Raw genomic sequence first — 14,109 nt, forward strand, 5'->3', positions numbered from 1 at the left:
AGGAGGTCCTTGGGACTACCGCCTGGAGCGTGGCTGGTCTCTTCGGGGCCTTGCTGTGCGGCGTTGTCACGGCCAGGATGCTCCTGCCGGATGACCGCGGAGTCCTAGCGATCCTGATCACCACCGTTACGATCGTTTCGCTCGTAAGTGGGCTTGGTACGAACATTTCACTTCGCATCCTTCTTCCCCGGGATCCACGGGTCACGATGCGGGGCTATGCCAAAACGTCGCTATGGCTGGGCGCTTTGCAATTGGTCTTCCTTATCCTCGTCTCTTATTTCTTGCTTGGCGCAATTGACGTGCATTTGGGCGTCAATGAAGTTATTTTCGGCGTGCTGCCTTTAGGCCTTGCGGCGTTCTTCGCCAATCAGACGGCGGACGCCTTGAGTGCCACCGGCTACCCAAGCCGGGCATCGATGGCGAACAGCGTCGGCTTTGGTGTCACCGCTGCTGCCCTCATCGCTTTCTGGCTGTTGGGGAGCGGTCTGCTTGCTGCACTCCTTGCCTACACAGCCGGTTTCACAACACGCAGCGTCATCGCCATCAGCATCATCGGCAAGAGTGTAGTCCTGAAAACAACCGAACCGAGATCGGGTGGAACGAAAGAGCTTTTGCGTGCGGGCGTCGGCCTGATGGGCATGAATCTGGGCCAGTCCATTACCTATCGCCTGGATCAATATCTTCTTGCTGCTTTGGCCGACACCCGCGCTGTTGGCCTGTATGCCGTCGCGACAACGCCGGCGAGTCTGATTCAGGTCGTATCCAATTCTGTCGGTCAAGTCGCTTTCCGCGATTCTGCACAGAATCAATTCGGCAGAAAGAAACTGCTGACCTTCGTCCTCGGAGCCGCGGGAGTGACGGCGGCCTACGCGGCTGTGATGTACCTTGCAGCGCCATGGCTCATTCCGCTTGTCTTTGGCCAAGAATATGTACCAGCGGTCGACATCGTCCGTGTGCTCGCCCTGGCCGAGGTCGCCTTGTCGCCCTACCTGGTTTTGAGTCGTGCAGTGGCCGGCGCAGGGCATATAAAGCTCTCCAGTTTGACTGGCGTTGTGGGCATGGCAGCGATGAGTCTGTTTCTGCTGCTCTTCATTCCCGGCAGCGGTGGCCTTGGCGCGGCATGGGCATGCGTCACTGGCTACGCCACCATGAGCCTATTTCTCATATGCGGGATATTGATCATTAGGCGGCGGCGACCATCAAACACACCCCGTCACCGGAAAGCGTCGATAGGACCGCCACGCGTATCAGGTCGTCCACGGCGTCGTCGAGACCCCAGCGCGAGCCCGATTGCCAGCGAAAATTCCCACAAAGTTACAGCAAACAACCGATAGGGATCCACTCATGGATAAATCAAAGAAAGCAGTCATAGTCGGACAAGGCTATGTAGGCCTTCCCGTGGCCATGAGGGCTGTCGAAGTCGGCTATGACGTTGTCGGGTTGGACATTGACGAACGGAGGATCGCCGCCCTGAGCCAAGGCGAATCGTTTGTTGGAGACATTACAAGTGAAGAATTGCGGTACGGACTGGACTCGGGACGCTACCTTCCCACGACTAGCTACATCGACGCCACCGGTTTCGATTTCGCCGTTATCACGGTGCCGACCCCTCTTAAGGAGAGCCTTCCGGATTTGAGCTACATCACGGATTCGGCAAAGGCATTGGCGCAATTCATTACACGCGGTGCCACAGTTATTCTCGAATCCACCACACATCCCGGAACCACCGAGGAACTGCTTGTACCGATTTTGGAAGCCGGCTCAGGACTAACGGCAGACGTCGATTTCTACGTAGGCTACAGTCCAGAACGAATCGACCCTGGCAACAAGGTGTGGGGCTTCGTCGAGACGCCAAAAGTCGTTTCAGGACTCGGACCGGAATCACTCGTCCGCGTCAAAGATTTCTACGATTCCTTAGTCGAACGGACTGTTCCCGTCGGAACACCAAGGGAAGCCGAAATGACAAAGCTGCTGGAGAACACCTTCCGGCATGTGAACATTGCCTTGGTTAATGAGCTTGCGGTCTATGCGCATGCCCTGGGAATCGACCTGTGGGAATCTATCGATGCTGCCTCAACCAAACCTTTCGGTTATATGAAGTTTGTACCGGGTCCTGGCGTCGGCGGACACTGCTTACCCGTAGATCCTAGCTATCTATCTTGGCACGTTCGTCGTCAGCTTGGGCACGCCTTCCGCTTTGTTGAACTTGCCAACGACATCAATGACCACATGCCAGACTATGTCGTCCGCCGCCTGCTCATGAGCTTGAACAATGTCGGCAAGCCTCTGAAAGGCTCACGGATCCTTATGGTCGGGCTGGCATACAAGAAGAACACCGGGGATGTCAGGGAGGCGCCGTCCTTGCGCATCAGAGAGCTTCTTGAAGAGTTTGGTGCAATTGTCTTAGGGGTTGACGACCTGGTCGAAGACCACCACTGGCCTAAGGAAATGCTACGAGGAAAATTGGATGCCGAAACGGTCAGCAACTCCGACGCGGTCCTCTTAGTCACCGATCACGACTACCTTGACTTGAATATCCTGGACAATTCCGATGTACCGGTGCTTGACACAAAAAATGCACTTAAGGGTGCGTCAGTGGAGCATTTGTGAGCCTGGCTGAAACCGAAACCGATACCGGATGCCGGGCTTTTCCGCAGCACCGGGCAAGATAAAGGAGCAATTGAAATATGAAGATCTTGATCACTGGTGGTGCCGGTTTCATCGGATCGAACCTGGTTCGATACATCAACGAACACGAGCCGCGGGCCGAACTCGTTGTCATTGACAACTTCAGTACAGGACACGCAGAAAACCTGTCTGAACGTCTCGTGCATGTCGTCGAAGGGTCCGTTCTCGATGAGGCGGCCCTCCACATTGCCATGGAAGGTGTGGACTCGGTCGTCCATCTCGGAGCCCTGGGTAGCGTGCCCAGATCAGTGGCCCGCCCCTTGCAGAGCCACCACGCCAACGCGACGGGTACCTTGAACGTTCTGGAAGCAGCCAGGCAGCACGGCGTTAAGCATGTTCTCATGTCCTCGTCCAGCTCCGTTTACGGGAGCAACCCAATCCTGCCCAAGTCCGAGACTGACTGGACTCGTCCGGTGAGCCCCTACGCGGCCAGCAAGCTTGCAGCCGAGTCTTACACCATCGCCTATGGGCGCACTTACGGCATGCAGACCCTGGCTTTCCGATTCTTTAACGTCTATGGGCCAGGTCAACGGGCGGGCCATGCGTACGCCGCCGTTATCCCAAAGTTCCTCGACGCAGCGCTTCGCGGTGAGCCACTTGAGGTGCATGGCGATGGATTACAATCTCGCGACTTTACGTATGTTGACACGGTCTGCGAAGTCCTTCTTGCGGCCTGCCAACAGCAATTGAGCTGGGAAAGTCCGGTCAACCTCGCTTTTGGATCCAACTCGACCTTGCTTGAGGTGATCGCAGCCCTGGAAAGCGCCATGGACCAGAAGTTGGCTGTCTCCCACCACGAGTCGCGAACAGGAGACGTCAGAGCATCACGAAGCGATGGCCGACTAATGAAGGAACTTTTCCCGGACGTCAAACCTGTTGATCTTCAGACTGGAATCCAGCGGACCTTGAAGTGGTTCAAGCAGGGCGACAGAACCGGTGTGACCGGGGCGCAACATTCGGCTTAACGTCGTGAGCCCACGAGAACGTCACCAAGAGTTTCAGGAGAGAAGTTCAGCTTTGTTGCCGCCAAACCAATGTCCGCACAGCTAAAACTGGCTCGTGGCTCGTCCATTTCATAGTGGATGGTTCTGAGGTTGCTGAGAAGGTGGACGAGCTGCCTGTTGCTCGTGGGTTCGCCACTGCCGATGTTCATGGTTAGGTGGCCGTGCAAGGGCACCTTGATGGACCGCAGGATTGCCTCAGCTACGTCGGGTGCGTGAACGTAGTCGCGAACGAAGGTGTCGAGACCCTGCAACCGTGAGGGTTTGGAAAGCGTCGAAGACAACAAACGGTGGACGAGCGAGTCCGAAAATCTGTCGCCGTATATGTTGAAAATCCTCAATGCGACACTTGAAAAATGCCCCGCAGCGGAGGCGCCGCGAAGAATTTCCTCCGCATCGTGCTTCATCCGAGCGTACGTACTGCTCAAGTCGACTTGATGCGCTTCACTTACAGGTTCCCTGTGGCGGTCACCGTAAATGGCAGCCGTAGAGGAAAAAACGATGCGAGAAGTCCCCGCATTCATAGCAGCATCACAGAGTACTTGCATGGCCGTGACGTTAACAGCTCGTGAGAGCTTCAAGTTGGCGTCACATGCCGCCCCACTGACCCCCGCAAGGTGAATAATGACGTCGGGCTCAGCAAGCAGCACCACCTTCTTCAAGTCACCGGGATCAGAGATGTCTGCCGTGACATCCTTTTCCGTCTGTGGGATGGCACGCGGACTGATCAGATAAATAGGGGAAAGGTCCTCGCGGCGCTCAAGCTGTTGTCGTAGCACCATTCCGAGGCGCCCGTTTGCGCCTGTCACAAGAATCTTCACGTTTCCCCTTAAGTGAGCAGGTGACAATGTGGGAAGTCCGGAAGCACGCCGTTCAGCCCGCTGCGAACCTACTCTTGTCGCCGTCAGACTCTATCATCGACGCAATAATGCACGAGACTCGAATGTGGTCCTTATCGCCTCGAATCCAAGTAGTCCACACTTCCAAGACTTCAAAAGTCGAGTACCCACTACTCGTGCGGCGCTGTCGCCGCCGCCTTAGGTTGAAACAAGAAGCCCAAATGGATCCGGAGGAAGCCCTCGTGGACAGTCGAAACAGACTCCAATCAGTATTGTTCGGCGGCACCACGGCTTCGGTTTGGATTGCCGACGGTGTCCTTACTACTCGTCAGGGGGAGGAATTTCTCCTCGAGTCAGTCGTTGACGGGCGGCTGGTGAGCGTAAGGATCACCAGCTTCATTGGGCCCTTCATGACGTCGCTGCGCGCGCTTTTGGAAAGAACTGCAGCGGAAGATACTTGCACCGGGCGGTGTCCCTTGGTCACGGAGTCCTGATCAACGGTTTCACAGCTGCCAGGATGAAGGCTTTGATTTTCGGCTCCTGAGCGGCGGCCCAAACTTGGGAAAGATGGTTGCTGTCGGTGAAAACTGGGATTCCACCATCAGAGATGAGGCACGTATCAGCAGGACAGAGGTGGTCATCGAAGTTAAGGACGTGACTAATTGTCCATTCCTGTTGGACTGCCCGTTCGGCGTCTCGTAGGGCCATGATGTCCTCAAAAGCCTTGAACCGGGTCGGTGAGCACCCCTGCTCGGTCCCCCCAGGACGTGTCACGCAAACACCTGCGTCACCCCCGGGACGAGGAGTGTCCTCGATAACTGCCGGCACGGCGCCGGCGGCGAGGGCCGCTTCAATAACGGATGCGAAACCTGCCTGCCATAACCTGGACTGCGTGTCCACGGACTTGACGTGGCCCGAGCTGTCCGGGATTTGTCCCACATAACTGTTCGAATTTGCCGTTAGAACGACTTCCGGTTGAAGCTCGTAGATGAGCGCTTCAGTTTCGCGATGGAAAGAATCGCAATCGGAATTAACCGCGCCGTGCGCCAGGACTGTCAAATTGGCAGCCGGGCAGGCATCGAGGGCACGAATCACCACGCGGAACCCCTCCTCTGTGCCGACTTTCGACAGCGTGGGAACCCACTGAGCAGCGTGGGAATCCCCAATCACCATGACAGTTGTCAGGGCATCAGTGGAACCAGAAACACAGTATGCAATCCCGGAATGTGCCTTGCGGCGCTCCGGGCATGCCATGGGCGCGTCCTGCTCCCGCACGGCCAGCCACGTACGATTCTCTAGCGTTGTTGACGCCAACGAACCGCCGGTGTAGATTCCGGCTGACGCCAGAATGCACACAACAAGCGCACCCGACATAGCGATATAGGTGGTGCGGTTATTCGCCCGAAGGGCCCGCCATACTCGAATCGGCGACTCAACCCAAAGGAAAGTAAGGTGCGCCATGCCTAACGCGAGTACCGACGCCGCAAGGCCGAGCCAGACTGAATGGACTTCGACGCCCACACTTACAAGTACTACGGCAGGCCAATGCCAGAGATACCAGGAATAGGACCGCTCGCCTACCCAGACCATCGACTTAGCACCAAACAAGCCCGATATCGGGTTCGGCGTAGAACCGCCGAGAATCACCATCAGCGCACCCGCCACAGGAACGGCCGCCACTGTGCCCGGAAACGGTTGGTCGTCTCCGACGAACAAGCAACTGGCAAGAATGGCCGCCATGCCCGTGGCAGCCACAACTGCGGCCGTTGTCCTTGACAAGTTCATGGTTCCAATACCGATTGCGAGAACCCCGCCGACTGCAAACTCCCAAGCCCTTGTCGGAATTGTATAGAAAGCCCAGAACGGATGCACTGGGGTCAAGGCGGCTGAGGCAGCAAACGAAACGGCGAGGCAAGATAGCAAAGTCAAAAGCGTAGCCCGGCGCGTGTTCCAGCCCAATCGTCGTGCTGCCCAGAAAACGATCACCAGAAGCAAAGGCAGAGCCAAGTAGAATTGTTCTTCGACTCCCAGCGACCAAGTGTGCAGGAACGGGCTCTCTTGTACTTCGTGACCGAAGTAGTCCGCAGCCTGGAATGCGAATAGCATGTTGGATACGGACAGGACAGCTGCGCCGGACTGACTTGCGAGTTCTTTGAGCTCCAGGGGTGAGAATATGAACGGACTGACCGCCAAGACGGTCAACGCTACAAAGGCCAAAGCGGGCAAGAGCCGCCTGGCGCGTCTGGCCCAAAAATCCTTAAGGTGGATCCTGCCCGTCGCTTCATAGTCACGTAGAAGTTGACCGGTGATGAGAAACCCGGAGATAACGAAGAAAACGTCTACGCCGACAAATCCTCCTGGGATCCAGCTGACCCCAGCATGGACCAGGACTACCGACAGAATGGCGATTGTCCTTAATCCAGCTATATCATTGCGAAAAGTTGAACGATGTGGGGAGTTAAGGGCGGAAGGCATACTCGACTATAACTTTTGGTCTATTCAGGATCGATTTGCGTTCCACCATTACGCCGCAATCTCCGATATTTTGTCCGGCCGTTTACTGGGCTTGGTCGTTGCCTAGCGCTAGGGCGTCCTTGGGGCCAGTTCCCGGGTTTAGCCGAGCAAAACGCAGGATAGAGAGGATTGCAGGTGCGAGCTCATTCTCCATTTGTTTATAAACGTCAGAACCCCGTCGGTAAGGGTCCACGACGTCGTTGTCATTTGCATCTTCCGGTATTGACAGGTGACGAACGGCAGCGGCACGGTCCGGGAGCTGACGCCAATCTGCAATCGTTCCCTGGGACTCGCCTGCTGGATCCTCCATCAGAACGTTGAGCATCCTTGCGAATTCCCTGATCGTAAAGGTTCGTTTCAGCAGCGATGCATCGAGTTGCAGGACCTCTGGTCGGTGTCGAGAACTCATGGTCAGTATGAGGTCGCTCTGGCGGAGCATTACCGGCGTAAGCTGCCTTGCTTTGAAGTCGGAAGCATTGCCGCCGAACATCCGAATCATATCGGCAGACAGTGGCTGGATGGGCTCACCAACCATGGCACGCGTCCCAGCACTTCTCACCTCGAAAGTCTCGCCCGAAATCTGATCCAGCCCCGCCTGCAACAGTCGTTCGGCCACCGGCGAACGACAAATATTTCCTGTGCAGACGGTCAGGATACGGAATGGGTTTAGGGATTCCACTTCAACATCATCTCCTTATAGCGGGCGCTCCACTAAACGCTGGGACACTCCAGCGCGGTCGGGCTATGACGTCGAAGTTATGAAGCTGAGGGAATCTCCGGAAATGTCGGCCCAGACCTGCGCACTAATTTCCCTTCTCTAGTGCGTGTGCGGTGACGTACGTGCCTAACTGATCCTTGGAGAGCGCACCGGCGATCTCGGAAATGGCAGTGGTGTCTGCGACGACGATCGATTGGCCATCCAGAGAGGTGCCGGTGCCGAGCGTGGGCAGTGTGAACATCACGGTGTCATTTACCCTGATGTCCTTCAGACCCAGTGCGAGGCTGCCGATAGCAGCGGCATCGAAGTTCTTATCGACGCTAACGAAGGGTGAAACGGCACTCACCATGCTGCTGACGGTCACTGGGTTCGTCAAGGTTTCGCGGGCAATCGTCTTACCGATGATGGCCTTCATATACGCCTGCTGATTTCGCACCCGCTGATAGTCGCCATCGCTGAATGACTTCCGTTCGCGGACGAAGGCGAGTGCTTCATCGCCGTTCAACGTATGCTTGCCCGCTGCGTAGTAGTGGCCCTTCATCGGACCAGATGCAGGTGCGAAGGGGATCTTGACGTCTACTTCCACGCCTCCCAGGGCATCGGTAAGTCCCTTGAAACCTTCGAAGTCCACCATTGCCACGTGATCGATCCGCTGTTGGAAGAGGGACTCCACAGTCTGGACCATCAGGGGCACACCACCCAGGGCGAGAGCCGCGTTGATCTTGGACTCACCCTTTCCCGGGATGTTCACCCACAGGTCACGCATAAGGGAAACGGCGTAGACATTCTTACGGTCGGCCGGAATGTGCACCAGCATGAGCGTGTCAGCCCGCTGATCGGTGGCTGTAGCCGCGTCCACGTCCACTTCGTCTGATCCTCGGGTGTCGCTGCCCATGACGAGGATGTTCATTGGCGCTGTGGCGCCATTAGCGGGCTCGGTCTTTTGTGGCCGTGTTGTCTCGTCAGGGAAGGCGGATTCGATCTTGGTAGTCCCCGAGTTGAAGGTCTGCGCCAAGTTGTACAGGTAGGCGCCTCCGATCAGACCTGCGATCAGCACGACGGCTGCAAACCCAATTAGTACATTTCGGGCAGTCTTTTTTGGGCTCTTTTGACGTCGAGGCCGGGAGTTGGTCTCGGCATTTTCAGTATCAGTCGGGAGCGTCATGTGTTCCTTGGTGTCGGCGTCAGCAGCCATGATTCTATCAAGCAGCGATGAGTAGTGGCCGCTGCCGACACTCAGGAGCTTGCCCTACGCGATTTCAAGATTGATTCAAAAAGGGCTGTACTTCTTTGAGGAGCGTTTATTGAGGCCGTCGATGGACATTCAAACCGTAGGTTTGGCACTTTAAGCCGTCGCTTGAATCCGTCCTCCGCGTTCCAAATCAGTCAATGCCCGCGTCGGGAATCACCCTGATAACTGGTAGTTGCAACTCACTTCTTGTTCGGCGACTCTTGAGGGCATTCCTGCGTCACGATATGGCCCACGTGCCCACTGTGTTCATGAACCACAAGTAGGCATGAGGGATCCGCGCCCAAGGGATCTTCCGTGCCATCGATTCCTAGGACTCAAATGCCCGACTCAATTCCCCTGGTCACTATCGTCCTCGAGGCCCCCGGAGGTGTTGACCTCGAGTCCGTGATGTACCGGAGACTCATCGCCGCAAGGCTTCGGTATGAAGCGCAGTTCTCCATACTCCAGGTTGATGAACCGCTCACAACGCAGGAAATTGCACGGCTTAGCGAACTCGTCGAAACAAAATACGTGGTGTTCATGAGGACGTCGCATCAGCTTGCCCCCACCTACATGACCACCATGTTGGATTACCTACGTCCGCGGACGGTCTATCTGGCTGAGCCGGTCATGTACACAGGCATGATCTCCAAAAAAGTGGCAGCCACAAAGATCGATGACCCGTATCGCTACGCCCGGGATACTGACGTATTCGGTGTTGTTTTCAACACTCGTCGGTTACGGGATGCCTTGGAAGCAATTGGCGACGTCGATCGCTCGGCTCTGTATCTCAGTTACCGTCTTTACTGGTCCATCGGAACAGTAAAGCCTCTGGTTACAGGCTTCTCAGTTGCATCTGACACCAAATCCGCCATTGGCCTGCAAATAGCCGAGGATGTCACGCGGCTGGTCCCACTGATTCCAACGGCTTCGAAGGAGGTCCGTGTCCACCTGGTGCGATATGTTGCGCTGTTCCTTCGCGGCATGCGGGCTGGGAAGGTGACACAGGTGGCTTTGGCTAATCTCCGGGACGTGGTCCGGTCCTATCGTCTGGTCGAGCTGCTGCGATTCGTTGAACCGTTGCAGCCGGTGGAGGCGTCCTGGATTCGCTGGCTGTCTGACTCGGAATCCGATACCCACCTCTACAAGCAGTTGAGCGACGGTGACTCATATTTGTCTTTCAGAGAAGGCCAGCCCGCGGAAGGGGCTCAGCCGCCCCTCTACGAATTGCATTTCGGCGGGGACACTGTAGTCATCGAGAAGTCGTATCGCCCGCGAGATCTACGGCCGGGTTATTCTCGGGCTGCCAGCTACGACTTCTACAGCCGACCTATCAGTCCCTCGTCAACCATGATCTTCTTTGATCGGCCACTACAGGCAGACGACAATGCTGAGCACCTGTACGAATATTTCATGGTGAACCATGGGGAGTTCACGGAGGCGTACTTCGCGTTGAACCCAAAATCGCCGGACTGGGAGCGGCTGGAAGCAAAGGGCTTCAAACTGATCCCGATCTTCACTACCGAGTTCTACGAGAAGTTCCTCATTTCGGACCTGGTGGTTTCGTCTCAGATTTACAACATCAGATACCGGGGCAAGTCGTTCGCGAACTCCCGCTTTGTGTATCTGCAACACGGCATCCAGTTGAACGATATGACCGACTGGATCCTCTCCAAATACTTCGATGTTTTCGTTGCTACCGGTCAACTCGAAGCCGACTATCTGCGCAAGCTTGCCCCCGTCGAAACCTTGAATTCAGGGCTGCCCCGCTTCGAGGCCCTGATCAGAACGCGACATGAGCCACAGCACCTGCTCTTCATGCCAACGTGGCGTTTCAACCTGCACCAAGCGTCCACGGAACTATTTGCCCAGTCGGAGTACTTCCGTGCAATCGACGCCGTCCTCGCGGATCCAAAGCTACTGGCATTCCTCGAAGAAACTGGCCGGACTCTCCACGTAAAACTCCATCCAAACGTGGAAAAGAGAGCCGGCCAATTCAGGTTCTCCAGGAACGTTGTCAGGACTGATTTGAGCTATCGCGAAGCCATCGCCTCGGCTGAGATGGTCTTCACGGACTACAGTTCGGCCGTGCTTGACGCTGCCTTTATTGGTACGCCTATTGCCTATTACCACTGGGACGCAGCGGACTTCTTCCATGAGCAACCCTACGAAGGCCGAGTGGACTACCGCGATGATGGCTTGGGCCCGGTCTTTGAGGAGCATGCAGAGCTGATCCACCACATCGTCCATGAGCACTACCTCCGGCCTCATGAACTGTTCAGTGCCCGTCGCGAACGCTTCTTCCAGGGCGTGGACCCCCAAAGAATCAATGCCAAAATCGTTGAGAGGATGCTGAGTCTCTAATGAGAAAGATCCGAGCCTTAAAACGCACCATCACTGGCATCGCTGTAGATGCTGCCTACTCCCAGGCAGGCACCGGTTTCGCCCGCAAGCTGATGGCGGCCCCAGCCAGCGCACCGGCAGGGCGATTCATCAAGGCAAAAGGTTTGGAGGGCAGCATTCGCAGGTTGGCGTCCGAAAACCTGCCGCAAGGAACGTACTTTGCAAAACTGACTATTCCAAAGTGGCAAGTGCACAAGGGCAGGGGATTCAGGCTGCTCCAGGACGGCGAAGTGGTCTACGGGAACAAGATAGAACCCCCAGCCCGCGGCTTTCCCCTTGAATATCGGAATATCATCGTCACGTCGAAGGACCCCAAACGGTTCACCTTGGACATCGGTGCACCCTATGAACTGAAGATAGGCCGCGGGGCTTTCACTACCCCGCAGCAGCTCAAATACGACCAGCAGTACGGCGTGGAGCAGCACGGGGACACCTACTATTCGCTACGGGGCAACACCACCAATCCCAAGAAGCTCTTCATAACTTTCCCGGGATTCGGGCCGTCAACTTCACGGATCTCGTACGCAGTCAGTTACCTCAAAGCCATTACCAATGCAGACCTGAAGGACACCCTTATGGTGTGCTTTCAGGACCGCTACCTTGCCGCAGGCTCGTACATGATGGTGGACAACGCGGGCAGGCCTTTGTACAGCCGGGTTTGGCAGGCCATCGAGGATCTGCGGACCCGCTTCGGTATCGACCCAGCACAGATGCTATTCTTCGGGGCGTCCAAAGGTGGCAGCATAGCCATCCACTATGCAAAGGACTTCCCGGCGGCCCAGCTCCTGCTAGCTGTGCCGCAAATGAATTTGCCGTATTACTTCAACAAACCGTTCTTTCGAGACAACCTGTTCCGGAACCGTGCACTCCACGACGTGCAGCAGCCCGAGGACAGCCTTCGCGAATACTTCGCCGAGGAACGAAGAATCGATTATTTCTATACGAATTCCGATGAACTCAGCAACCACTCGCTCATCGAGCTTGTTCAAGACGTTCCGAACCTCACGAAATATCGCATCGATGGAGTCCACTCTGACGTGGCAATGGCCGCGTTGCCGGCCATGCTAGGCATTATCCGTGGATTCCTGGGCGGCGGCCAGCAGCATCGGGACATTGGTGCCGAGGAAGTACGTTCTTTCCCCCAAGAGGACGGCATTCAAGTGCAGGTTCGGGTTGATTCTGCCGGTTCTAAGATTGCCCGCGCCAACTGGTTCATTGAAGGTTGGCTGGGCCAGACCAGATTCCTGCAGTCGATGTCCGAACATTCCTACGACTTCGTGAAGTTCACTTCGGAAAAGCAACAGCTCTATCCGGCCTACGACCCGATCCAGCATCTTTCAGCGGTAGTAGCGATCGAAGCCAACGGAACTCAGTGGACCGGCACTCTGCCTGGTTCATTTATGCAGGATTCGAACCAGGAAGTGCAGCACTCAATGAGTGCATCTGCTCTGAGCCTCCATGCAAAGCATCCCGAGACGTATGTGGTCCTGGACGGTGACCATTTCGCCCGTTTTCGGTATCGCAGCTACGGCGCAGACATCGAGGGCGACACGATGGAGGTCCACTTCGTGAGCGACGCCGAAATCGATGTGTCCAGCCTGACTCTTGACCGTCGCGAGCATAAGGCTTCGCATGTTGCCGTGGTGGAGCCTCTGGACGGCTGGGCCATGGCGGACCTGCTCGCTTTGAGATTCGTTATCGCTGCTAAAGCCGAACGTCTGTTGATCGTGGTTCATGCTGCCGGTTCGGCTGTCGAGGCCGTGGATACGTTTGGAGCAGTGGACTGGAAGGCCTCAAGTGTTATTGCCATCGTGGATGAGTTGCCCTCCTCGCATGAGGTGCCGGTTAATGTCAGCTAGCGACTCCGTCGTTGGCTCCGGAAGACTCGGGCACACCCAAATTATCCGCTCTTACGAGGATGCCGCCGCCGTTCGGGACAACGTGATTCACCTCAACCAAACACACGACTCGGAATTTATCGATTCCTCAGTCGAGTTTGCGGGGACTGGAAATGTTCTCTATGTAGAAGACGGAGCCAAGCTGCGTAATTCTCGGCTTCGATTCTTGGGCAACAACGCGGTGATTCATATCCGCACTTCCCCCTTCTATTTGCGGTTACTTGCCACTGTTTTCCATGAGTCGGTGTTCTACTTGGGACCCGGAGCATCGTTTACTTCCGAAGCGCGGTTCCTGCCAACGGAACGCAAACACGTCATCATCGGCAGCGATGCCATGTTTTCATCGCGGGTTGTCTTTCGAACGGCCGATCCGCATCTGATCTATTCGGCGAGTAACCACCAGCGAATCAATCCCAGCGCATCCATCTGGGTAGGGGACCACGTGTGGCTGGGCGAAGACACCCTGCTGCTCAAGGGGGCACGGGTTGGCTCTGGCAGTATCCTTGCGGCCCGCGCGTTGGTCACCAAAAGCATCCCTTCCAACTCCACCGCAGCTGGTGTCCCGGCCCGCATCGTAGGCAAAGGGATTTTCTGGTCACGTCCTTCTGTGCATGCTTACACGCTTGCACAGACGGAGGAAAGCTCAGTTTTTTCACATGACGATTTCATATACACGAGGGACCCGAATGTGTTGGACATCGGAGAACTGGAGGGTCAGCTGGACCTAGCGGCCTCTGGGCACGACCGAGCTGTATGGTGCCAGAGGTTGGATCAAATGACGTCGAAGAGCAGGTTCTTCATTTGATCGGCACAATTA

10 protein-coding genes are annotated in these 14,109 nt (G+C 56.1%); 6 read left to right on the top strand and 4 right to left on the bottom strand.

Going from position 1 to position 14,109, the window contains the following annotated elements:
* The first annotated feature begins 29 nt into the window (after window positions 1-29).
* The 3 genes from KSW38_RS18550 (at window position 30) to KSW38_RS18560 (ending at window position 3,653) form a co-directional block, all read left to right on the top strand.
* Window positions 30-1,334 (top strand): lipopolysaccharide biosynthesis protein, encoded by a 1,305-nt coding sequence (locus tag KSW38_RS18550; protein WP_308169444.1) that lies wholly within the window; start codon window positions 30-32, stop codon window positions 1,332-1,334.
* 10 nt (window positions 1,335-1,344) lie between these two features.
* Window positions 1,345-2,610: a nucleotide sugar dehydrogenase gene (locus KSW38_RS18555; RefSeq protein ID WP_216926418.1), complete on the top strand. Its 1,266-nt coding sequence runs from the start codon at window positions 1,345-1,347 to the stop codon at window positions 2,608-2,610.
* Between the two features lie 77 nt (window positions 2,611-2,687).
* A complete protein-coding gene (locus KSW38_RS18560; protein ID WP_216926419.1) occupies window positions 2,688-3,653 on the top strand; it encodes an NAD-dependent epimerase/dehydratase family protein in 966 nt (321 codons plus the stop codon).
* Here the strand turns inward: KSW38_RS18560 and KSW38_RS18565 are convergent.
* From KSW38_RS18565 to KSW38_RS18580, 4 genes are all read right to left on the bottom strand, one after another.
* Window positions 3,650-4,510 (bottom strand): NAD-dependent epimerase/dehydratase family protein, encoded by an 861-nt coding sequence (locus tag KSW38_RS18565; protein WP_216926420.1) that lies wholly within the window; start codon window positions 4,508-4,510, stop codon window positions 3,650-3,652. The genes KSW38_RS18560 and KSW38_RS18565 overlap by 4 nt on opposite strands.
* 498 nt (window positions 4,511-5,008) lie before the next feature.
* Window positions 5,009-7,003 carry an acyltransferase family protein gene (locus tag KSW38_RS18570; RefSeq protein WP_216926421.1) on the bottom strand — a complete coding sequence of 665 codons (1,995 nt, stop codon included), beginning with the start codon at window positions 7,001-7,003 and terminating at the stop codon, window positions 5,009-5,011.
* A gap of 82 nt (window positions 7,004-7,085) precedes the next feature.
* A complete protein-coding gene (locus KSW38_RS18575; RefSeq protein WP_216926422.1) occupies window positions 7,086-7,721 on the bottom strand; it encodes an arsenate reductase/protein-tyrosine-phosphatase family protein in 636 nt (211 codons plus the stop codon).
* 124 nt (window positions 7,722-7,845) lie between these two features.
* On the bottom strand, window positions 7,846-8,955 hold the full coding sequence (locus KSW38_RS18580; RefSeq protein WP_254186681.1) for an LCP family protein: 1,110 nt from the start codon (window positions 8,953-8,955) through the stop codon (window positions 7,846-7,848).
* 375 nt (window positions 8,956-9,330) lie between these two features.
* Between KSW38_RS18580 and KSW38_RS18585 the strand changes: the two genes are divergently transcribed.
* The 3 genes from KSW38_RS18585 to KSW38_RS18595 all read left to right on the top strand — a co-directional run bounded on the left by KSW38_RS18585 (window position 9,331) and on the right by KSW38_RS18595 (window position 14,097).
* Window positions 9,331-11,355 carry a CDP-glycerol glycerophosphotransferase family protein gene (locus KSW38_RS18585; RefSeq protein ID WP_216926423.1) on the top strand — a complete coding sequence of 675 codons (2,025 nt, stop codon included), beginning with the start codon at window positions 9,331-9,333 and terminating at the stop codon, window positions 11,353-11,355.
* Window positions 11,355-13,253 carry a hypothetical protein gene (locus tag KSW38_RS18590; RefSeq protein ID WP_216926424.1) on the top strand — a complete coding sequence of 633 codons (1,899 nt, stop codon included), beginning with the start codon at window positions 11,355-11,357 and terminating at the stop codon, window positions 13,251-13,253. Before KSW38_RS18585 ends, KSW38_RS18590 begins: the two co-directional genes overlap by 1 nt.
* Window positions 13,254-13,335: 82 nt before the next feature.
* Window positions 13,336-14,097, top strand: coding sequence for an acyltransferase (locus KSW38_RS18595; protein WP_216926425.1), 762 nt, complete (start codon window positions 13,336-13,338; stop codon window positions 14,095-14,097).
* Window positions 14,098-14,109 lie beyond the last annotated feature (12 nt).

It is taken from the genome of Paenarthrobacter aromaticivorans (assembly GCF_019038615.1).
Taxonomy (GTDB): Bacteria; Actinomycetota; Actinomycetes; order Actinomycetales; family Micrococcaceae; genus Arthrobacter; species Arthrobacter aromaticivorans.

What these genes read in the sequence shown, in the direction of transcription:
- KSW38_RS18555 (WP_216926418.1), top strand. Translation starts at nt 1,345, where the DNA reads ATGGATAAATCAAAGAAAGCAGTCATAGTCGGACAAGGCTATGTAGGC.
- KSW38_RS18560 (WP_216926419.1), top strand. Translation starts at nt 2,688, where the DNA reads ATGAAGATCTTGATCACTGGTGGTGCCGGTTTCATCGGATCGAACCTG.
- KSW38_RS18570 (WP_216926421.1), bottom strand. Translation starts at nt 7,003, where the DNA reads ATGCCTTCCGCCCTTAACTCCCCACATCGTTCAACTTTTCGCAATGAT.
- KSW38_RS18580 (WP_254186681.1), bottom strand. Translation starts at nt 8,955, where the DNA reads ATGGCTGCTGACGCCGACACCAAGGAACACATGACGCTCCCGACTGAT.
- KSW38_RS18585 (WP_216926423.1), top strand. Translation starts at nt 9,331, where the DNA reads ATGCCCGACTCAATTCCCCTGGTCACTATCGTCCTCGAGGCCCCCGGA.
- KSW38_RS18590 (WP_216926424.1), top strand. Translation starts at nt 11,355, where the DNA reads ATGAGAAAGATCCGAGCCTTAAAACGCACCATCACTGGCATCGCTGTA.